Source organism: Streptomyces sp. NPDC030862 (assembly GCF_055571835.1).
The window spans coordinates 542,187-562,867 of the sequence record NZ_JBVIEN010000004.1 but is presented as its reverse complement, the minus strand read 5'-3'; the positions used below and the strand labels follow the sequence as shown (position 1 = coordinate 562,867).

Genomic DNA, 20,681 nt, shown 5'->3' with positions numbered 1-20,681 from the left:
GGCACGGTGTGCGTGTGCGGGTCGTACTCCACCACCGACTACCTCTCCTTGACACTCCTTCCGGCCCTGCGCGACCCTTTCGTTGGTCTGTACCAATCAGTCTGTTGCATCTTCGCGCCTCCGGAGGCCCCGCGATGGAATCGAGCAGCCAACAGGAACTCGCTCGCCTGGCCCTTTCCGTGCTGCAGCCGGGATTCGTGGGCACGACCGCTCCGGACTGGGTACGCCGCCGGATTTCCGAAGGCCTCGGCTCCGTCGTCCTTTTCGGGCGGAACATCGTGGACGGCGAGCAAGTCGCGGCCCTCACCGCGGCGTTACGTGCGGAGAATCCGGAGCTCGTCATCGCCATCGACGAGGAGGCGGGTGACGTCACCCGGCTGGAGGCGTGGTCCGGCGCCACCCGCCCGGGGAACCTGGCGCTCGGCGCGGTCGACGACGTCCATCTCACCGAGCGGGTCGCCGCGGACATCGGCCGGGAGCTGCACGCGGCCGGGATTTCGATGAACTACGCGCCGAGCGCCGACGTCAATTCCAATCCGCTCAATCCCGTCATCGGCGTACGCTCCTTCGGCGCACGCACCGATGTGGTCGCGCGGCACACGGCCGCCTGGATCCGCGGGCTCCAGTCGGCGGGGGTCGCCGCCTGTGTGAAGCACTTCCCCGGCCACGGGGACACGGCCGTCGACTCGCACCACGGCCTGCCCGAGGTCTCCGCGAGCGCGGACGAGATCGCCCGGACCGCGCTGCCGCCGTTCATCGCCGCGATGGAGGCGGGCGTGCGCGCGGTGATGTCCGCGCACCTGCTGGCGCCCGCGTACGACGGCGAGCTGCCCGCGACGCTCAGCCGGCGCATCCTGGTGGACCTGCTGCGCGGCGAACTCGGCTTCACCGGCCTCGTGGTCACGGACGGCATCGAGATGGGCGCCGTCGCCGACCGGTACGGCATCGACGGGGCCACGGTGAAGGCGCTGGCCGCCGGTGCGGACGCGGTGTGCGTGGGCGGGGAGAGCGCCGAGCAGGCCACCACCGACCAGCTCGTCGGCGCCCTCGTACGGGCCGTGCGCACCGGGACGCTGGCGGAGGAGCGGCTCGCCGAAGCGGCCGGACGCGTGGCGGAGTTCGCCTCCTGGTCCGGCAAGCGGTTCCAGGCGGTCGCGCCCGACGGCACCCGCTCCGACGTCGGTCTGGTCGCCGCCCGGCAGGCCGTCCGGATCCACCGCCGCCCCGGTGCGCCCGAGAGGGCCCTGCCGGTCGTCGGTGACGCTCATGTCGTGGAGTTCTCCCCGGCGATGAGCCTGGCCGTCGACGGCCGCACCCCCTGGGGCCTGGCCGAGCCGCTGGGCCGGCTGCGCCCGGCCACCACCTCGGTCCGGCTGACCGAGGCGGAGGTCGACCCCGCGGGCGAGGCGCTCGGCCGTGAGGTGCTCCTCCCGGCCCTGGGGCGGGCGCTGATCATCGTGGTGCGGGACGCGGCCCGCCACCGCTGGATGTCCGACGCCGTGGCCCGCCTGCTACGCGACCGCCCGGACGCCCTGGTGGTGGAGATGGGCGTGCCCGCCGACGGCGCCGCCGGCGCCGCCGACCTGGTCACCCACGGCGCCACCAAGGTCGCCGGGATCGCCGCGGCCGAGGCCGTCACCGGCTCGCTCATGGCCGCCGAGCCGCTGAGGGGATCCGCCTGACCCGGTCCTGCCGCACCCCCTTGGACATGTAGACCGCCTGCGGGCCGTAACTCGGGGGGAGCTCGACCTCGCGCCGGGCGCGGAACCCGTTCCCCGCCCAGAAGGCGTCGCTGCCGCCGACCGCGATCAGGGAGATCTGCTCGTACGCCTCCGAGCGGGCCCTCGCCGTGAGGGCGTGCAGCAGGCGCCTGCCCAGCCCCCTGCGCCGGAAGGGCTCGGCGATGACGAGGTCGTGCAGGTGCAGGTTGCGCGCGTGGTGCACGGCCTCCTCGCTCCTGGTGAGATCCGGATAGGAGAAGAGGGGGTAGGGAAGGGCGAGCACATAGCCCACGGTCCGCCACTCCCACTCCAGTACGAAACAGGTGCTCGGCGAGGAGTGCGCTCTCGATCTCAGTGCGGCCGGGTCCTCCGACAGCGTGAGGTCGGTGTAGGCGGCGGCCTCCAGCGCCATGATGTCGGCCCAGTCGCCCTCGGAGAGGGGGCGTATGTGGACGCCGGCGGCCGTCACCATGTCGGGCCCACCGCGTCGCTCGCGCGCATCAGCGATTCCCATGCTTCGACGAGGAGCGCGAAGTGCAGGACGTCCTGGCGGGCTTCGTCGAGCAGCCGCGGCGCGCGTTCCGCCAGGGAGTCGGCGAACTCGGCGTATCTGCCTCCGAGTTTCCGGTAGGAACGCTCGATGGTCAGCAGGCGCCGTACGTTCTCCGTCTGGTCCAGCAGGGCGCTCTGCCGCGCCAGTGCGGCGATCCGGTCCGCGCGCAGTCGGTTCCGGCCGTCGAGGAGCTCCGGGCCGGCCGCGGCCATTTCGTCGTAGACGAAGTGGAAGTACAGCATCGAGAGGAAGAACTTCGCGAACCGCGTCTGGTACGCCATGAACCCGGGCGTGGTGCGCCGCTCGGGGGTGTAGAAGTTCACGACGTGCCTGTGGTGCAGGACGCCGGGCAACAGCGCGTCGTGCACCAGGTGCAGGAGGAAGTAGTCGCTGCCGATGGTGTCGGTGGCCGGCGGCAGCGGCACCCGCCCGTACACGTCCTGGTGGAAGGCGACGTTGCACATGTCCACGCGCATGGGGTCGACCGCGGTCAGCGTGGAGTGGTCCCGGACGAACGGCTCGGTGCCCGCGCCCTTGAACGACTCGTCGACGAGCGCGCGCTTCTGCTCGTACGACCACTCGGGCGGGGCCCACAGGCTGACGACGTCGTGGTAGACGGCGGGGTCGAGGGCGAGGATCTCGGAGATGTCCACGGACAGCTCGCCGACGAACGAGGCGCCCACGAGCACGACCGGCAGGTCGGCGCGTTCGGGCGGCAGGGCGACGGCCGAGACGCCGGCCGCGGCGTCGGCGGCGCGCCTGCCCAGCGAGCGGAGCTCCTGGTCGACGGGGTACACCGGCTCGCCGTCCAGGACCTGGTAGGCGCTGTCGGAGTCCCTGCGGTGCACCGACCGGCAGCCCAGCGCGGCGGCCAGCAGGAAGGCGCGGTTGGTGCAGGCGCCGTAGGAGAGGGTGGCGGGGAGCATCAGGTCGAGCAGCAGCTCCGGCTTCGCCGCGCCGGAACGGCGTACCACCTCGTGGAGGAAGGCCCGTTGGTCCGCGTCGTTCAGGTGGTGCACGACCACCTGGGGCGCCCGACGCTCGCGCTCGTCCTCGATGATGCGGGCGTGTTCGGCGTACGTCGCCGCGTCGGAGGAGTCCAGGACGAGCAGATGGACCTCGACGCCGAAGTGGGTCGCCGCGTAATCGGCCTCCCCACCGATGGCCGAGATCATCGGGGCGCAGGCCCTGTTGGTGGGGAGGGCCAGGCATACGCGGTTCACGCCGGCTCTCCGGAGACGTGTGCGGGCGCTTTCCCGGTCCTGCCGGACTCTCCGTGCGACTCCCCGTGCGACTCCCCGTGTGATTCCCCGTGCCAGGGGGCGAGTCCGAGGAGCCGGGCACCGAGGTCGTTGAGCGTCGCCCTGCCGTAGCGGAGCGACTCGTGCCGGACGCAGTCGCCGACCAGCGTCTTGTTCCACTCCGGGGTGGAGAGGTGGCGCCAGGAGTCGATGCGGGACCGGCGGAGCGTCTCGTGCGATTCCAGGGCGGGCATCATGGACAGGTACTGCACCGCGCGGACCCCGTCCGCCGAGGTGTTGCGCGCTACGCCGTGGGCCAGCAGACCGTTCCAGATCAGCAGGTCGCCGGCCTCCAGCTCGGGGCGGATCACGGGGAATTCGGCCTTGTCGGTACGGGGCCTGATGGGGTCCCGGTCGGCGGGCTGGTCGAGCTTCCACCGGTCGAAGCGCCGGAAGAGCTCCGGCGAGCACTGGAAGCCGCCGTGGTCGGGCCGGGTGTCGTTGAGGGCGATGATGCCCTGGACCCGCTGGGGCGGCACGCTGAGGGTGGTGTCGACATCCCAGTGGAGCTCGATGTCGAACCCCTGGTCCGTCGGCGCGATGAGCGCGCGGTCCCGGTTCCTCACGTTGGGCGGGTTCAGATTGAGCCGGTCCAGGGTGACCCACAGCTCCTCGCAGTCCCAGACGTCGACGAACGCGTCGTAGACCCGCTGCCGCTGCCGGCTGTCCCAGATGAGCTGGTGCTGGTAGGCCTCCACGAAGCCGTAGACGTGGAGTTCCCGGTCCAGGTCGGTGCGGAAGGGCCGGTCCTCGTACCAGGTGTCGGGGCGGTCGGGGTCGAGGCCCTGGAACTCCCAGGCGAAGTCGAGCAGCCGTTTCGCGTGGGCGGCGGGGATCGCCTGCTTGACGACGACGTAGCCGTACGTCTGCCAGAAGGCGAAGTCCTCTTCCGACAGGACCCGCAGCGGCAGGCTCTTGTCGAGGTCCCGCAGGGGCGTCGGCGTCAGATAGGTCTCGCCGTCGGCGCTGAAGTAGGGGCGGTCGGAGGACGCCCGGTGCAGATACGGAGGGGTTGCCGGCATGTCGTTCACTCCAGGACGGATGGTGGTGGGGGAACCGGGTGACGGTCCGGCGGTCGCTCGTGACGAGACACCGGACCGCCACCCGGTGGCTGTCCGTGCTCGCTCAGCGGAGCGGACCGGCGCGGCCGTCCGCCGGTGACGGTGGCGTTCCGGCCGCCGGCGGTGGTGTTCCGTTCAGCCGCTCCTCCACGACCAGGTCCGCCCGGCGCCCGGCCGCGCGGGCCGGCTGGCCGGTGAGTACGTCGGTGAGGAGCGTCTTGACCGGGTTCGGTTCTGCTTCCACCAGCGGCCAGCGGGGGTCGACCGGGGTGGTGTGCCCGTTCGCGGCGGCCTCGGCCTGCACCCTGACCACCGGGCTGTCGACCTCCCGCGCCAGCGCCAGCCGGTTGGGCAGCGTGCCGTTCGCCGCCGCGATCCGCTTCTGGGCCTCGGGGCCGGTGATCCCGGCGACCCACTCCAGCGCCGCCTCCGGCTGCGCGCTGCGGGCCGACACCGCGAGGTTCGAACCGCCGAGGAAGACGCTGCCCGGCCGGTCCGCCGAGAGCCCCGGCACGGGGAACATGCCGAGCTTGCCGCGGAGTGCGGGGTTGATGCGCTCGGCGTCGGCCAGCTCCCAGGGCAGCCCGACCATCTGGCCGATCCCGCCCTTGGCGAGCTCCTCGTACTGGAACGGGTGGGCCTCGTCCCGGTCCTTCGGCGCCTGCGACAGCGACTGGAGCGTGCGGTAGTACTTCAGCGCCGAGGCGGCCTCGGCGGTGGCGAGCCCGCCGTGCCAGCGGGTGCCGTCATGGGTGGCGAGCTGGCCGCCCCGGTCGTGGAGCAGGCCGGAGAGCACGTACCAGTTCTGGCCCGGCAGGTAGATCGGCTGGAAGCCGGGGTCCGCCTGATGCGCCCGGCCGAGCGCCCGTGTGGTGCGCACCCACTCCTTCTGGTCCCGGGGTGTGTCGAGACCGGCCTGGGCGAAGAGGTCGGTGCGGTAGATCACCACGCGGGACGCGGCGTACAGCGGCACTCCGTACTGCCTGCCCTGCCAGTTCCCCGACTCGCGCAGCGACGGTATCCACTCCCGGGAGCCCAGCGCGTCGGCCTTCGCGCTGAGGTCCTTGAGCAGGCCGGCGGAGGCGAACGAGGGCGTCGTGGTGGTGCCGAGCTCCACGACGTCGGGCGAGTCGCCGGAGGCGAGCGCGGCCTCCAGGCGCTCCTGGATGCCGACCCAGCTCTGCAGCTCGACGTCCACCTCGACGCCGGGGTGCGCCGCCTCGAACTCGCCGACGAGCCGGTCCACCACGGGCGCCGGTACGGAGCCCCACATGAGCCACACCTTGAGGTGCCGCGGTGCGGTGTCCGGCGATGCGGCCGACGCGCCCGTGGTGAGGCACGTCAGCAGCAGGGAGGCGGCCAGGGCCGTGAGGTTCCTGATGGTTCCGGGCGTGCTGTTCCTTCTCGTGCTACTCGGCCTTCTCGTTCTACTCGTCCTTCTCGTCATGCGACGGCTCCTTGTGGCGGAGGGTGCGTGGGCGTCAGCCGGCCGGCTTCTCCGCCCGGATCGTGAGGTACATGGGGACGGCCCGGCGCGCCTCGCACGTGCGGGGGTCCCGGAAGTTGTCCGGTACGGGCCGCCCCTCGGACAGCCCGGTCAGGGCGAACCCCGCCCCGAGCAGCTCGCGGACGTAGGTCTCGACGGGGCGGTGCACCTTCCGTACGGAGGAGCCGAGCCACTCGCAGGCGCGCTCGCCCTCGTCGAAGTAGCCGCGCACCCGCATCTCGGACGGCACGCCGTCGTGGAAGTCGCCGTCGTAGGCGCAGGTGACCACGGGGTGCTCGACGGAGAGGACGAACCGGCCACCGGGGGCCAGGGCGGTCCGCACCTCCCGCAGGAGGGCCGGGAGGTCGTCGAGGTAGTGCACCACCATGCGGGCCGTGACCACGTCCCACGCCCCCGGCTCCCGGCAGGTCCAGGCGTTGAGGTCGGCGCGCTCCAGCATCGCCGGGTCCAGGCGGGCGGCGGCGGCCGCGAGCATCCGGCTGCTGCCGTCGACGCCGTGGTAGCGGTCCGCGCCGGCCCGCAGCACGGACGCGCCGAACGTGCCGTCCCCGCAGCCGAGGTCGAGCACCGCACGGCCCCCCAGGTCGCCGACGAAGGCGAGGACGTACGGCTCCTCGAGGGTGGTGTTGCCCTCGTCGGCGGCCGCCCGGGCCTCCTGGTAGCGGGGGAAGACCGTGGCCTCGTCGTAGAAGTCGGGGCCGTAGTCGAAGGTCGCGCCTGACATGGGTATCCGCCTCGGTTCAGTGGGACGACACGGGGTAGACGCGGCCGTCGTACGAGCCGGCCAGGAAGCGGTCGGTGCCGGCGTCGTAGAACAGCGAGGAGATGCCCGCGGTGGTGACCCGGCTGACGGTCGACCAGGTGTCGGCGGTCACGTCGTAGACGGCGACGAGGCCGTGGTACGAACCGGTGGCGACGTACCGCCCGTCGGTGCTGGCGGCGACGCACTTGATGGAGTGGTCGTGGGGCGTGGCGATGACCGTGGGCTCGAAGCCGCGCCACAGCCGCAGCTTGTAGTCGCGGCTCACACTGGCGAAGTCGCCGCCGGGCAGCGGCGCGCAGCCGTTGGCGATGCGCTCGTGCGCCTCCTCGATGTGGTGCAGCCGCTCCAGGCCGTCGACGGAGAACCAGGTGGTGCTGGCGTCGGCGCAGACGGAGAAGATCCGGCCCTCGGAGACGGCGATGCCCTTGACGGCGTTCTGGTGCAGCCGGAGCGTCGCCTCGTGCCGGACGGAGCCGTCGGCCGCGACCGACAGGACGATGCCCTCGCCGGTGTACGCGCCGATGACGACGTGCGGGACGCCGTCGCGCTCGAAGGCCGCGCCGCAGTTCAGCGGGGAGCGGTGCTGGTGGAGGACCTCGCCGGTCATCGCGTCGAAGACCTTGCCCATCTGCCCGCCGGTGAGGACGCGCCCGCCGACCGGGGTGAGGAAGTTGCACAGGCTGCCCGTCTCGCTGTGCCGCTCCCCGTCGATCCACAGCACGCCCGCGTCACCGATGGTGAGGGTGCGGCCGCCGTCCACGGTGACCGCGTTGACGCAGGGGGTCTGCTCCACGCCGTCGACGTTCCACTCGTCGGCGCCGATGCGGTACGTCGCGTACGAGGATCCGAAGGTGGCGAAGGCGAGGGTGTCGCTGTCGAGGAAGGCGCACGAACGCGGCCAGATGTCCGAGGGCAGGGACGCCTTGGCCACCTCGGTGAGATCGGCGGAGGTGTCCCACACGCGGAGCGTGCGGTCGTAGCTGAGGCTCACCAGGAGGTCCCGCTCGGCGTTGTACACCAGGCGCTTGATGCCGGCCTCGTGGGCGGGGTGGTTCTCCACGTTCTCGCCGGCGACGACGATGATCTCGCCCTCGTCGTTCCCGGCGTAGATGACACCGGTGCGGGTGATGGCGACGGTGTCGGTCTCGACCCCGGCGAGGTCGATCTCGTCGGTCATCGCACCGGTCTCCAGGGACCAGCGCTTGATGGTGCCGTCGTCGCTCGACGAGACCAGCTCGTCGGTGCCGGCGACCCACTCGACCGAGATGACGTCCGCGGTGTGCCCCTCGAAGGTGGTGACCAGCGTTCCCGTGAAGTCGTACACGCGGACGTTGTGGTCGCGGGACGCGGTGGCGATGAGTTCCTTGGTCGGGTGGAAGACCGACATCTCCACGTCGTCCTTGTGGTCGGCGAGGACCGCGACCAGGCTCAGCTTCGGCAGCGACCACAGGCGGGCCGAGTAGTCGCTCGACGAGCTGACGAGGAAGCGGCCGTCCGGGCTGAACGCCGCCTGGTTGGCGAGGTGGTCGTGGTTCACCCGGGCGAGCGGCTGCTTCGTCGCGGCGTCCCAGAGGATGAGCTGGTTGTCGTAGCCGGCCGTCGCGACGTACTGCGTGCCGTAGGCGGCGACACCGCTGATGGGACCGTAGTGGCGGATCATTTCGGTTCTCCCTTTCTGGGTGGCGGGGTTACGGGTGGCGGTCAGGAGGTGGCTTGCCTGACCTGCGGGCTGGCGAGCAGGTGGGGAGCCAGGCGCCCGGTGAGCCGGTAGCCGAGACCGCCCAGCGCGACCAGGGCCGCGAGGACGGCCCACAGGACCACGCTGTGCCGCTCGATCAGGACGCCGACGAGTGCCGGGCCCGCCACGGCGGACAGGGTCCAGGTGAGGTTGAACAGGGCGAGGAACCGCCCGCGCGCCTGCGGCGGACTCGCGGTCGCGGACAGCGCGACGAAGGCGGGGGTCGCGGTCATCTGCCCCGCCGTGAAGAGCAGGACCGCCAGGAACACGACCACCACCATGGCGGCTTCGCCGACGGCCGGCACCACGGCGAGCAGGCCGACGGCGCTCAGGATGAGCCCGGCGCCCCAGGAGATGACGCGGCCGCGCCCCACCGCACCGAGCCGGCCGGTCACGTACGTCTGGCCGACGACGATCAGGAGGGAGCTGACCATCAGCGTGGTGGAGGGCAGCCAGGTCGGCAGGGCCCGCACCTCGACGAGGTAGACCGGGAGGATGACCGTGGGGATGAGCCAGCCGAACGTGAGCGCGGCGTGGGAGGCGAGGAGGCAGAGGAGCACCCGGTCGCGGAGGATTGTGCCCCAGCCGCCCTGCGGGGCCGCGGCCTCCTCGCGGGCCGTCGGCGGGTCCTCGGCCTTCGGCCGCGGCGCGGCGGTCGTGTGCGGCGTCGCGCTCGGGTCCGAGGCCGCGCTCGGGTCCGGCGCCGCGGACGGGTCCGACGCCGCGCCCGGGTCCGGCGCCGCGGACGGGTCCGACGCCGCGCCCGGGTCCGGCGCCGCGGACGGGTCCGACGCCGCGCCCGGGTCCGGCGCCGCGGACGGCTTCCGGCCCGCGCCCTCGGCCGGCCGCGACCGCGGTGAGGGGCGCAGGAACAGAAAGGCGGTCAGGACGCTCGTGGCCGCGTTGAGCACCACGATGAGCAGGGGCGCCCCCGACCAGCCGGTGCCCAGGACGAAGCCGCCCACGGCGCCGCCGAGCGCCACGCTGGCGTTCTTGCCGGCCGCGGTGAAGGCGTACCAGCGGTCCAGTTCGGCGCCCTCGGCGAGGTCGGCGACGAAGGCCGGCCAGGCCGCCCAGTACAGGCGTTCCGCGCAGAGCACCACGAGCATGCTCGCCACCAGGGCGGGCAGGGAGTCGACCAGCAGGTAGCAGAGGTAGCCGGCGGCGGCCAGCACGTTGTTGGCGATCAGGCAGGCGCGCGGCCCCCAGCGGTCCACCGCGCTCCCCGCCAGCGGGGAGAACGGTATGGACAGCAGCGTCGCCAGACTGGCCCCCCACCCGACCTCGGTCACGGTGAGGTCGGTGGTGAGGAGGAAGAAGAGGAACGACAGCGGGGTGAACATGCCCACCCCGAAGGTGTCCAGGGAGGTGGCGGCCACGATGCGCCCGTGGCCGGTCAGGTCCGGAAGTCCCAGGCGTCGCCGCCACTGCGCGGCCACAGTGTCCGGAGATGCCGACGAGGTCATGCCGGGGCCGCGTCCGTGAGCACGATGCGGTGGCCGGCCTGTGCCTTCGCCTCGATGTAGCGCCGGTTGCTGCTGCGCAGGAACACCCCGGTGCCCACCGTCTCCTTGACGGCGATACCGCCGGCCGTCAGCTGGGCCGCTTTATCAGGGTTGTTGGTGAGCAGCCGGATGCGGCCGACGCCGAGGGCGCCGAGCATCTGGGCGGCGACCCGGTAGTCGCGTGCGTCCGCTTCGAAGTTCAGCCGGACGTTGGCCTCGAAGGTGTCCAGGCCCTCATCCTGCAACAGGTAAGCGTCGAGCTTGTTGTACAGGCCGATGCCTCTGCCTTCCTGGCGCAGGTAGAGCAGGATGCCGCCGTGCTCGGCCAGCAGCCCGAGGGCTTCGTGGAGCTGGGGGCCGCAGTCGCAGCGGCCGGATCCGAAGACGTCGCCGGTGAGGCACTCCGAGTGCACGCGTACCAGTGGTGCAGGTCCGTGGTCGTCGCCGAAGACCAGCGCCAGGTGTTCGCGGCCGTCGAGCAGGCCGGTGAAGGTCGCCATGCGGGCCGTCACCGGTCCGATGGCGGTGTCCACCGGCACGGCGACCTCGGCGCGGACGGTGCAGTGGGGTACGTCGCCGTGCTGGTTCTCTCCGATGGGTGCAGCCGTGGTCATCGCATCCTCCATGCGGTGTCGTGCTGGTCGTGTGGGGGAACCGGCCTGTTACGCCGCGTCCGCGAGCCGTGGGTCCTGCCAGATGCGCTCGGCCGGGGGAAGGGCGGCCCGCCGTTCGGCCGGGACCGGGCGCGGTGGTCCGTAGGTGCGGTGGTCGTCGAGTCCGGCGGCGAACCCGTGCTCGGCGAGGCTCGTCAGCCGGGCCGCGTGCCGCTCGGTCCACAGACGCTGCTCGGCGGGGAGCGCCGTGCCTCCGAGGACCAGGCTGCGCAGCGCGACCCGGACGAGCCTGGGTGGCGGCACCACGTGGTCGGAGCTGGTGTGGGCGCCCAACAGGTAGGCGCAGTACCACAGTTCCTCGCAGAGCGCGAGCATGCCGTCGGGCGCCTGCAGGTCCCGGCGGGCCTTCTCCCAGTGGGCGAGGCAGCGCCCGGTCAGGCCGGTTTCGTCGAGGTAGGCCCGCAGGGAGATGAAGCGCGGCTCGTCTTCCAGGGGGTCGGGGCCCGTGAGGACGATGTGGGCGCGTCCGCGCAGCCGGTGGACGAGCACCTCGGGCAGGCGGGCGGGACCGCTGTCCGCGGGGCGGTCCCGCTCGCCGGGCGGGGGGCCGGGCAGGTCGCCGGCCCGGTCGTGTACGTCGTCGGCGAAGCAGGCGGAGTGCCGGGGCCCGTAGCGGTCGTTGCCGACGAGGCTGGGCTGCCCGGTGTGCTCGACGAGGTGCGGTACGGAGATCAGCACGCGCCGGCCGCGTGCGCGCAGTACGCGGGCGAGGGCCACGTCGTCGGGTTCGGGCTCCGCGTGGTCGGGGTGCGTGGCGGACAGCAGGGCCTCCACGTCCCGCCTCGGCAGGAGCAGGGCGAGGGTCGGCACCCACTCCCCCGGCACGGCGGGTACCCAGCGTGCGCCGCCGAGGGCGGCGGCCCGGGTCGCCGCGCCGTTCCACGAGTCCCAGTTCGCGTAGAAGGCGAGCGGTGTGTCGGGGTGTTCGCGGGCCGCGGACTCGACGCGCTCGGCGAAGTCGCGGCACAGCTCCACGTCGTCCTGGAGCACCAGGTGGTGGGTGGCGCCGGGGCGGATGGCGGCCCAGGCCGCCCACGCGGTGCGCAGGGTCGTCGGCGGGCCGTCCGGTCGCGGGTCGAGGGCGAGTTGGGTATGCCAGCCGCCTAACGCCTCCGCGAGGCGTACCGCTTCCGCCTGTCGGCGGGGGTGGGTCATCACGGCGGCGCTGATGACGACGCCGGGGGCCGCGGGCTCGGCGGGGAGGGCGTCACCGGCCATGCGGGCGCTCCTCCCGTAAGGCGGCACCGGATGCGGCGGCCTCGGCTTCGGAGACCTCCGGTACGGGGTCCGGGGCTTCCGCGGCCTCGGCTTCGGAGACCTCGGGGGCCAGGTCCGGGGCTTCCGCGGTCACGGATGGCCGACCTGCGGCGGCCTCGGCTTCGGAGACCTCGGGGGCCGGGTCCGGGGCCTCGGCGGCCTCGGCCCCGGAGACCCGGGGTGCCGCAGCAGGCACTTCGGCGGCGCCGGCTTCGGAGACCTCGCGGACGCTGTGCCAGCCGCGGTCGCCCCTCGCCCACTCCCAGAGCGCGCGGTACACCGCCACCGACCCGAGGACGTGCCAGGGCACGACCAGTAACCACGCCGTCCCGTCCGCCCGGTCGCGGTACTCGGGGCTGCGGCGCGCCCCGAGCACGCACAGCGCGTCCGCGACGAGCAGTCCGGCGGCCGCCTTGCGGGCGCGGGGCGAGGCCACGGCGGCGGCGAGGAGGACCGGCATGGCGGCCCGGGCGGCCATGCTGCCCACGCTGACGGCGCCCAGCACCCGGCCCCGCGCGGAGAGCGTCGGCCAGTTCAGGGCGACGGCCCGCAGCTGCCCGCGCGCCCAGCGCGCCCGCTGCCGCAGCGCGGCGCCGGCGTGCTCGGTGGAGCTGACGCCGGACGGCGTACGCAGGAAGCCGGTGCGGACGCCTTGGCTCATCAGCTCCAGCGACCAGTGGTAGGACTCCTCCACGTCGTCCTCGCGAACGGGACGCACCCGGTCCCAGGTGGACGCCCAGGCGTAGACGGAGCTTCCCGCGACCACGTGCACGCCGGCCACCGCGGCCAGGCCGCGCACGGAGGCGTGCCAGACGGCGTCCTCGGCGGCTCTGACGCGGGCGGTGAGCCCGTGCCCGCGCTCGCTGACCTCCTCGGCCTGGACCAGCGCGTAGCCCTGCTCCAACGCCCATACGGCTTCGGCGGGTTGCCGGGGACCGGGGGCGACGTCGGCGTCGACGACGGCGATCACGTCCCCGTCGGCGTACGGGAATGCGTGGTTGAGCGCGGCCCCCTTGGGCCGCATGCTCGGCAGTCGCAGGATCCGCCAGTCGACGTCCGGACGGTCCGCGGCGGCCCGGGCCCGGGCGGCCCGTTCGGCGTCCTGGTCGCCGTCGGGTCCGCCTTCCACGAGCCACAGCACCTGGAGCAGCTCCGGCGGGTAGTCCAGGGCGGCCACGGCGCGGGCCGAGCGCGTGAGGGTGGCCTCGGTCTCGCGGTAGAAGGGCATCAGGAGGGTCAGGCGCCGGGAGGGCCGCCACTGCGGCGGAAGTCCGTCCGCCGCGTACGGGATGACCGGCCAGGTGGGGACCAGAATGTCGGTCATATGCGCTCTGAGGTCGGGTTTTCGAGCAGAGCCCGTGATATCCGCATGGCCGGGGTCCGAGAGTCGGCGGGAGAGCTTCTGCGCGAGCGGAGTACGAGTGGCACTTTCATTCCCTTCAGGCAGGAGAAAAGCGCGTCACCGGCAGATGAATAAGCAACGGCGAGTCACGGTCACCGGCAGTGGTCCACGAATAGGCGAAGATCACCCCCAGCACCTCGGCAAGCCAACACCACAGCTCAACGGTCTGTCAACCATGATCATCGACATGATTACCGGCTCAACTAAACTGGTTGACAGTCCAGTTGGATGCTCATAGCGTGACCGGCCACCTCAGGAGTCCACCCACTAGGGAGTCGCCATGGAGGCGTCGGACGGCAGCCTGGATAAATATGAAACGAAGCTTCGTAAGGGTTTTACAGAAACCCTTCAAAAAAGAGGGTGACTTGCCTGCCCTGAGCCTCGACGAGGTGCATTCGCCGCAGTGCAACGCGCGGTGGGACTTCCGCACCTTCCGCTCGCCGCACGAGGACGGCTACCCCTTCCTCGAAGAGGATTCGAAGGAGCCGCGTACCGTGTCCAAGCCCCATGTCCTGCTGTCGGCCGCGGTGTCCCTGGACGGCTGCCTCGACACCCGCCCGGGCGAGGACCGGCTCCTGCTGTCCAGCGAGGAGGACTTCCGGCGGGTGGACGCCGAGCGCGCCTCCAGCGACGCCGTGCTGGTCGGAGCGGGGACGCTGCGCGCCGACAACCCCCGCCTCCGCGTGCGGTCGCGCGCCCCGCACGCGTACCCCCTGAAGGTCACCGTCACCCGGAGCGGCGCTCTCGATCCCGCCTGGCGGTTCTGGCACCACGGCGGACGCAAGGTGGTGTACGCGGTGGGTGCCCGCGCGCACGCCAGGGCCGTGGCCGCCGTCGGCGACCTCGCCGAGGTGTACGAGGTGACCGAGGCGGCCGGGGACGAGAGCGCCGCCTGGGAGGCCGTTCTGCGGCACCTCCGCGCGCTCGGCGTGCGACGCCTGATGGTCGAGGGCGGCGGGCAGGTCCACACCCAGCTGCTCCAGCGGGGCTTGGCGGACGAGCTGCAACTCGCCGTCGCGCCCCTGCTGGTGGGGCAGCGCGACGCGCCGCGCATGCTGGGTCCCGGCACGTATCCGGGCGGCCCCCTGCACCGTCTCACCCTCGTCGAGACCCGGCCGGTCGGCGATGTGGTCCTGCTCCGGTACGCGTTGAACCGGCGCCCCGGCACCGACGGCCGGGCGACCGCGGCGGACTCGGCCTGGCTCGCCGAGGCCTGCCGACTGGCCGCCGCGTGCCCGCCGTCGCGGACCGCGTTCTCCGTCGGCGCGATCGTCGTCGCGGCCGACGGGGAGGAGCTGGCCCGGGGCCACTCCCGCGAGGGCGGCGACCCGCACGTCCACGCCGAGGAGTCCGCGCTCGCCAAGCTGGCCGGGGACCCGCGGCTGCGCGGGGCGACCGTCTACAGCAGCCTGGAACCCTGCGGCCGGCGCGCGTCGCGACCTCGCCCGTGCGCCCGGTGGATCATCGACTCGGGGGTACGGAGGGTGGTGACCGCCTGGCGCGAGCCGGAAACGTTCGTCGCCGCGGCCGCCGGCGCGGAACTGCTCCAGGCGTCCGGCGTGACCGTGGTGGAGATCCCGCGGTACGCCGACGCCGCGATGAGCCCCAACGCACATCTGCTGCCGAGCTGAGGAGGGACGGGTGGAAGACGTGCACGACGTGGACTGGGTCGAGGTCCCGGCCGGGCTCCTGTACCGGGGCACGCCGACGGAGGAGGTGGCGGGGACCGCCCACCGCTTCCGTGACACCGGCGTGCCGGTGGAGTGGTACCGGAAGGAAGCCCCGCGTACGGAGATCCGGCTCCCGGCGTTCCGGATCGCCCGTACGCCCGTCACGGTCGGCCAGTGGACGCGCTTCGCGGTGGCCACCGGCAGGCCGGTCCCGCAGGCGCCGGCGGACCACCCCGTCATCGGGATCCCGTGGGACGAGGCGACGGCCTACTGCCGATGGCTCGGGGAACGGCTCGGCGGCCTCGCGGTGCGGCTGCCCACCGAGGACGAGTGGGAGCGCGCCGCACGCGGGGACGACGGCCGGGAGTTCCCGTGGGGGGACGAGTACCGCACCGGTCTGGCCAACCTCGTGGACCTGGGCATCGGGGCGACCGTGCCGGTCGGCTCGTTCCCCGAGGGCGCCAGCCCGTTCGGCGTGCTGGACATGGCGGGCAACGCCGACGAGTGGACCTCCACCCTCTACGCCCCCTACCCGGGCGCCCCCGACGACGTACCGCGGACCGAGGACTGGGCCTTCGATCCCCACGTCACGCGGGGCGGGTCCTTCCGCCACGACCGGGACCTGGCCCGGTGCGCCCGCCGGCACGGTGTCTACGAGCGGGACCTGGCGGCGCTCGGCGTGGGATTCCGCGTGGCGGCACCCGCGGAGTGACGGGAGCCGCCCACGGCCGGGCGAAGCTCCGCCAGGACCTCCCGCACACGGTCCGCCCGGGGGACGCCCTCCGTACGCCAGGTGCCGATGGTCAGCGTCGGCACCGTGTGGATGCGGTGGGTGCGCCGGGCGTCCTCCTGCTCGCGCAGGTACTGCTCAGCGGCCGCCTCGGAGGTGACGAACGCGCGGAACTCCCGTGCGTCGAGCCCGACGTCGCCCGCCAGGTCCCCCAGCAGTCCCGCGTCCGCGATGTCCAGGTGCTCCAGGAAGTGGGCGTCGAAGACGCGGTCGCTGTAGGCGAGGCCGGCGCCGTGCCGCTCCGCGTAACGGTGGCCGCGCAGTGCGAGGCCCGTACGCGGCAGGGGCAGCGAGGGGGCGGAGCCGAGCCGGACACCGAGCCGTTCGGCCATGGGGAGGACCGAGTTCTCCCAGACCCGCTCGGGGTAGTCGCCCTCACCGGGCGGCGGGGTGCCCTCCGGATGCAGCTCGTAGGCGCGCCATACGGTCCGGACGTCCGGATCGGTGAGGGCGTCGGCGAGCACCTTGCGGGTCATCACGGAGAACGGGCATATGTAGTCGAACCACACGTCGATCGTCGTCGTACTCGTCGTCATCGTCATCGTCGTACTCGTCATCGTCATGAGCCTCCGTCATGAGGCGGGCCGGACCGTCCGGCCCGTGGAGCGTGAGGGGGTGGCGGCGGTCCGGCCGCCCGGGCGGTGCCCATGCGGCGGGTGAGCGGCCGCTCGAAGAACGTGTACAGCAGCCAGGACAGCCCCAGCGTCACCACGAGCCCCAGGAGCAGCACCCCGACGCCCGCCGGGGTGTCCCAGGACCGGTCCGCGCCGAGGACCCGGTGCCCGTACATCTGCACCAGCCGGTGCGACAGGTAGAAGGCGAAGGAGAGTTCGCCGAGGCGGACGAGGAGGCGCGTACGGAACGGTGAAACGTTTCCGCGCAGGTCCGCGGCGGCCGCGGCGGTGACGAGCCAGGCGAGCGGCACGACGGTCGCCGCCACCATGCCGTAGGCGAACGGCACCACGAGCGCGACGCCGTAACCGGCCACCACCGCGGCACCCGCGAGCGGCAGCCCGGGGCCGCGCCACCGCCCGGCCCCCAGGATCCGCGCCATGACCATGCCGAGCACGAACTCCAGGGCGCGTACGGGCGGGAACGCGAACACGAACCAGTAGTGCTCCTCCGAGATCGCCAGCCACCACATGTCGGGCCCGGCGGGCACCACGACGGAGGCGAGGGCGGGGACGCAGAGGACGGCGAGCACGAGCCCCGCCGCCCACCCCCACAGGCGGGCCGGGCGGATCGCGTCCACCAGCCGCAGCAGGGCGGGGAATGCGAGGTAGAAGACCGCCTCGCAGGCGAGGGACCAGCTGACCGGATTGGCGCTGAGGATCACGTCGACGTCCGGCGTCCAGGTCTGGACGAGCAGCAGGTTGCGCACGGCCCCGGGCACCGCCTGCCCGGTCCAGACCAGAAGGGCGACGGCGGCCGTGAAGGTCAGCAGGTGGTTGGGGTAGATCTTCCACGCGCGCCGCCGCCAGAAGCGGCGTGCGGTGTCGTCCGGGCGCGCCGACCAGGTGAGCAGGAAGCCGCTGAGGACGAAGAAGAAGGAGACGCCGACCCAGCCGGCCTTGGAGAACAGCAGGGCGAAGGCGGCGTTGGTCCCGGGGTCGCGGAAGACGTTCTCGTACGTGGCGTGGAAGAGGAAGACGAGCAGCGCGGCGACGAACCGCATCCCGGTCAGGGACGGCAGCCGCCGGCCACCGCGAAGGCCGTCCACGGCCGCACACTTCGCGCCAACGGAGCGCGCGGCGGCGGATCGTGTGCTCGCCTCCCGTGCGTGAACCGACACAGCACTCCCTCCCCTCATCCGTGCGGCCAGCCTGCGGTCCCGCCCTTCGCCAGGACAACGCCGACTTGCACAAGAAGCGATGGGTTCCAGCCCTCAACCGCCGTTCCGCGGACGGGACTTCCGAAAGTCGTCGCCGACCGGTGAACCCCCTTGGAAAATACAGAACGTTCTCTATTCTTTTACGGGTGAGGTGTCCTCTCACGCCGTCCGTCCGAACCAGTCGAGGGGGAACGCATCGTGGCTGCGCACGGCATCACGGAGTTACGGGGACCGGCCGAACCGGCCCCGCTCGCCGCCTACGCCGACTACGCCGAGGAGCTCTTCGGCCATCTGCCGCGCGCGGACCAGCGCAGGTGGGCCCAGGCCTACCTGCAGGGACTGCTCACCACGCCCGGCAAAAAGTCGGTCCGGCGGCTGGCCGCCGCCGTCTCCACCTCCCCCACGGCATCGCAGTCGCTGCAGCAGTTCATCAACGCCAGCCCGTGGGAGTGGGAACCGGCCCGGGGCGAGTTGATGCGCTGGGTCGAGGAACGCGCCCCGGTCCGGGCCTGGACCGTCGCCCCGGCGGTGCTGCCGAAGCGGGGCGACCACTCGGTCGGGGTGCACCGCCGCTTCGTGCCGTCGGCCGGACGTACCGTCAACTGCCAAGTGGCGCTGGGGCTGTTCCTCTCCGTCCCGGGGCACAACGTCCCCGTCGACTGGCGCCTGTTCCTGCCCGACCACTGGGCCGACGACACGGGGCTGCGGCGGCGCACCCGCATCCCGGACAGCGTGCGGCACCGGCCCCTGTGGGCGGACACGCTGGACCTGGTGGGGGCCGCGACCGCGCGCACCTCGCTGGCCGCGGTCCCGGTGGTCGCGGACATGACGGAGCTGCCGAGCGTCGCCCCGCTGGTCTCCGGGCTCTCGCAGCGGGGGTACGACTTCCTCGTCGCCGTGCCCGACGGCATGCAGGTGATCGCGGACGGGCACCTCACGGCCCAGCCCGCCGCACACGCGGCGGCGGCCTCGACGCTCAGCGCCCGGTCCTTCCTGGCCATGAACAGCCGGCGGCACCCGCACACGGCCACCGTGACGGCCTCCGACGGCCGGCAGCGGATGCTCCGGATCGTCTCCGGCCTGGTACGGGTGCCCGGCGTCCGCACGGGCACCGGCGCACCGCACCGCACCTACCGGCTCTTCGCGGAGTGGCAGGCGGACGAGCAGCGGCCGTCGGTCGTGTGGCTGACCAGCATGGTGCAGACGCGCATGAGCGACCTGCTGGCGCTGACCCGGCTGCGCGCGGGCAGCGCCGCGACGGTCCACTCCCTGCGCGAGCACCTGGGGCTGCTGGACTTCGAGGGCCGGTCGTTCCCGGGCTGGCACCACCACATGACGCTCGTCTCGGCCGCGTACGCCTACAGCCGCCTGGCCGGGCTCGCCCAGCGCTCCGAGCCACTCGGCCTGACCAGACGCACCGCCTGACCCCCGCCCCCGCCCGGGGCCCCCGGCGGCCGCCGCCCCACCCCGGACGCGGAGGCCGCCGGGCGCCGCGCACCGGGCCCTACGCCGGGTTGATCTGGCTCCTTCTCGCGGTCAGGGAGGCCGTGAAAGGCCCAGCGGATCAACCATGCGGTCGATGAGACCCGCCGGTAATGGACCCAGCGATGAGTTTTCGCGGCCTTGAGGGTCTCATCACCGTCATCGACAACGCAGGAGGAAACACATGGCCCAGTTGCTGAGAGTCCAGAACTTCAACGTCTCAAGTGACGGTATCGGTGCCGGTGAGGACCAGAGCTTCGAGAATCCGTTCGGCCACGGCATCGATCCGGCGAGGCTGTTCGCGTGGGCCGGCGCCACGGCGAGCTGGCCCATGCGTACCGACCCCGGGGGCAGCCGGGGCCTCGACGACTACTTGACGCGGGACTATGCGCGCAACATCGGCGCCGAGATCATGGGCCGCAACAAGTTCGGTCCCCAGCGCGGGCCCTGGCAGGACCATGAGTGGTGCGGCTGGTGGGGTGACGAGCCCCCGTTCCGCACGCCGGTGTTCGTCATGACCCACCACAAGCGTCCTTCGTTCACGCTCTCCGACACCACGTTCCACTTCGTCGACGGCGACCCGGCCACGGTTCTTGAGCAGGCGCGGGAGGCGGCTCAGGGCAAGGACGTCCGACTCGGCGGCGGTGTCTCCACCATTCGGCAGTTCCTCGACGCCGACCTCGTCGACACCATGCATGTGGCGGTCTCGCCGGTGCAGCTTGGATCCGGACTGCGGCTGTGGGACTCCCCCGATGAGCTGCTGGACCGGTTCCACCTCGAGGTCGTGCCCAGCCCGAGTGGCGTGACGCACCACCTGTTCTGGCGAAAATGACACGAGGATTCCGCGACGTGCCCTCTTTGGGGTGCATGCGCTGCTCTGTCCGCCCGGCGACGACAGGGTTCGTGCGTCGACACGGTCATGCCGGAGGCCGCGGTGCTTGATCACGGTCCTGTCGGGGAGGCCGGGATGGATGTGTCGCGGACGGTGCCGTTCGCTGCAATCCGAAGGGACAAGCGTCTCGATCCGGAGATGTCGCAGCGGGCGCTCGCGGAGAAATACGACATGCACTGCCGGACGGTGCGGCAGGCACTGACCTCTGCGGTCCCGCCGCCGAGGAAGGACCCAGCACCGAGCGCCACATTCCTGGGCCCGGCCAAGAGCAGCCGGCTACCGGGGCGTCGATCACACCACTACACGCCCCCTCCAGCCCGTCAGTGGAGCCGATTCCGATCCGTGCGGTGGAGCCCAAAGAACTGCCGACAGACAGGGCGACGCCCAGGTCCTGGGCCGGCGCCCCAAGCCCGGGGCGGAGCCACCGGTAGGGGTGGGGGGGGGGGGGGGGGGGGGGGGGGGGGCGGGGGGGGGGGGGGGGGGGGGGGGGGGGGGGGGGGGGGGGGGTGGTGTGGCGGTGGGTGGGGGGGGAGA

At 72.7% G+C, this 20,681-nt stretch carries 17 protein-coding genes; 5 read left to right on the top strand and 12 right to left on the bottom strand.

Annotated elements, in window-relative coordinates; translation table 11 throughout:
• Positions 1 to 134: 134 nt before the first annotated feature.
• On the top strand, positions 135 to 1,682 hold the full coding sequence (locus ACZ42X_RS14390; protein WP_468288699.1) for a glycoside hydrolase family 3 protein: 1,548 nt from the start codon (positions 135 to 137) through the stop codon (positions 1,680 to 1,682).
• Here the strand turns inward: ACZ42X_RS14390 and ACZ42X_RS14385 are convergent.
• The 10 genes from ACZ42X_RS14385 to ACZ42X_RS14340 all read right to left on the bottom strand — a co-directional run bounded on the left by ACZ42X_RS14385 (position 1,648) and on the right by ACZ42X_RS14340 (position 13,404).
• Positions 1,648 to 2,193, bottom strand: coding sequence for a GNAT family N-acetyltransferase (locus ACZ42X_RS14385; protein WP_468288696.1), 546 nt, complete (start codon positions 2,191 to 2,193; stop codon positions 1,648 to 1,650). The genes ACZ42X_RS14390 and ACZ42X_RS14385 overlap by 35 nt on opposite strands.
• The gene (locus tag ACZ42X_RS14380) at positions 2,187 to 3,497 is read right to left on the bottom strand and encodes a DUF6271 family protein (RefSeq protein WP_468288693.1); all 1,311 of its coding nucleotides are present in this window, start codon (positions 3,495 to 3,497) and stop codon (positions 2,187 to 2,189) included. Before ACZ42X_RS14380 ends, ACZ42X_RS14385 begins: the two co-directional genes overlap by 7 nt.
• Positions 3,494 to 4,597: a phytanoyl-CoA dioxygenase family protein gene (locus tag ACZ42X_RS14375; RefSeq protein ID WP_468288690.1), complete on the bottom strand. Its 1,104-nt coding sequence runs from the start codon at positions 4,595 to 4,597 to the stop codon at positions 3,494 to 3,496. Before ACZ42X_RS14375 ends, ACZ42X_RS14380 begins: the two co-directional genes overlap by 4 nt.
• Before the next feature lie 103 nt (positions 4,598 to 4,700).
• Complete coding sequence (locus ACZ42X_RS14370) at positions 4,701 to 5,909, bottom strand: extracellular solute-binding protein (protein ID WP_468288687.1); 1,209 nt, start codon at positions 5,907 to 5,909, stop codon at positions 4,701 to 4,703.
• 208 nt (positions 5,910 to 6,117) lie between these two features.
• Entirely contained in the window at positions 6,118 to 6,867 is a 750-nt protein-coding gene (locus tag ACZ42X_RS14365) for a class I SAM-dependent DNA methyltransferase (protein ID WP_468288684.1), read from the bottom strand.
• A 16-nt stretch (positions 6,868 to 6,883) separates the two neighbouring features.
• A complete protein-coding gene (locus ACZ42X_RS14360) occupies positions 6,884 to 8,566 on the bottom strand; it encodes a WD40 repeat domain-containing protein (RefSeq protein WP_468288682.1) in 1,683 nt (560 codons plus the stop codon).
• A 41-nt stretch (positions 8,567 to 8,607) separates the two neighbouring features.
• On the bottom strand, positions 8,608 to 10,110 hold the full coding sequence (locus tag ACZ42X_RS14355; protein WP_468288679.1) for an MFS transporter: 1,503 nt from the start codon (positions 10,108 to 10,110) through the stop codon (positions 8,608 to 8,610).
• Positions 10,107 to 10,763 carry a GTP cyclohydrolase II gene (locus ACZ42X_RS14350; RefSeq protein ID WP_468288676.1) on the bottom strand — a complete coding sequence of 219 codons (657 nt, stop codon included), beginning with the start codon at positions 10,761 to 10,763 and terminating at the stop codon, positions 10,107 to 10,109. The genes ACZ42X_RS14355 and ACZ42X_RS14350 overlap by 4 nt, the downstream gene beginning before the upstream one ends.
• 48 nt (positions 10,764 to 10,811) lie before the next feature.
• Positions 10,812 to 12,041, bottom strand: a complete 1,230-nt coding sequence (locus ACZ42X_RS14345; RefSeq protein ID WP_468288673.1) for a hypothetical protein — start codon at positions 12,039 to 12,041, stop codon at positions 10,812 to 10,814.
• Positions 12,031 to 13,404 carry a glycosyltransferase family 2 protein gene (locus ACZ42X_RS14340; protein WP_468288670.1) on the bottom strand — a complete coding sequence of 458 codons (1,374 nt, stop codon included), beginning with the start codon at positions 13,402 to 13,404 and terminating at the stop codon, positions 12,031 to 12,033. The genes ACZ42X_RS14345 and ACZ42X_RS14340 overlap by 11 nt, the downstream gene beginning before the upstream one ends.
• Before the next feature lie 572 nt (positions 13,405 to 13,976).
• On the opposite strand from ACZ42X_RS14340, the gene ACZ42X_RS14335 reads away from it, so the two are divergent.
• Both ACZ42X_RS14335 and ACZ42X_RS14330 read left to right on the top strand, forming a co-directional pair.
• Positions 13,977 to 15,113 carry a dihydrofolate reductase family protein gene (locus tag ACZ42X_RS14335; protein WP_468288803.1) on the top strand — a complete coding sequence of 379 codons (1,137 nt, stop codon included), beginning with the start codon at positions 13,977 to 13,979 and terminating at the stop codon, positions 15,111 to 15,113.
• Positions 15,114 to 15,123: 10 nt separating this feature from the next.
• Positions 15,124 to 15,864 (top strand): formylglycine-generating enzyme family protein, encoded by a 741-nt coding sequence (locus tag ACZ42X_RS14330; protein ID WP_468288667.1) that lies wholly within the window; start codon positions 15,124 to 15,126, stop codon positions 15,862 to 15,864.
• Here the strand turns inward: ACZ42X_RS14330 and ACZ42X_RS14325 are convergent.
• Together ACZ42X_RS14325 and ACZ42X_RS14320 are read right to left on the bottom strand one after the other, a co-directional pair.
• On the bottom strand, positions 15,804 to 16,499 hold the full coding sequence (locus tag ACZ42X_RS14325; protein WP_468288664.1) for a DsbA family oxidoreductase: 696 nt from the start codon (positions 16,497 to 16,499) through the stop codon (positions 15,804 to 15,806). The two genes, ACZ42X_RS14330 and ACZ42X_RS14325, sit on opposite strands and share 61 nt — an antisense overlap.
• A gap of 2 nt (positions 16,500 to 16,501) precedes the next feature.
• Positions 16,502 to 17,662 carry an acyltransferase family protein gene (locus ACZ42X_RS14320; protein ID WP_468288661.1) on the bottom strand — a complete coding sequence of 387 codons (1,161 nt, stop codon included), beginning with the start codon at positions 17,660 to 17,662 and terminating at the stop codon, positions 16,502 to 16,504.
• A 309-nt stretch (positions 17,663 to 17,971) separates the two neighbouring features.
• Between ACZ42X_RS14320 and ACZ42X_RS14315 the strand changes: the two genes are divergently transcribed.
• A complete protein-coding gene (locus tag ACZ42X_RS14315; RefSeq protein WP_468288658.1) occupies positions 17,972 to 19,198 on the top strand; it encodes an IS701 family transposase in 1,227 nt (408 codons plus the stop codon).
• 241 nt (positions 19,199 to 19,439) lie between these two features.
• Positions 19,440 to 20,087: a dihydrofolate reductase family protein gene (locus ACZ42X_RS14310; protein ID WP_468288655.1), complete on the top strand. Its 648-nt coding sequence runs from the start codon at positions 19,440 to 19,442 to the stop codon at positions 20,085 to 20,087.
• Positions 20,088 to 20,681 lie beyond the last annotated feature (594 nt).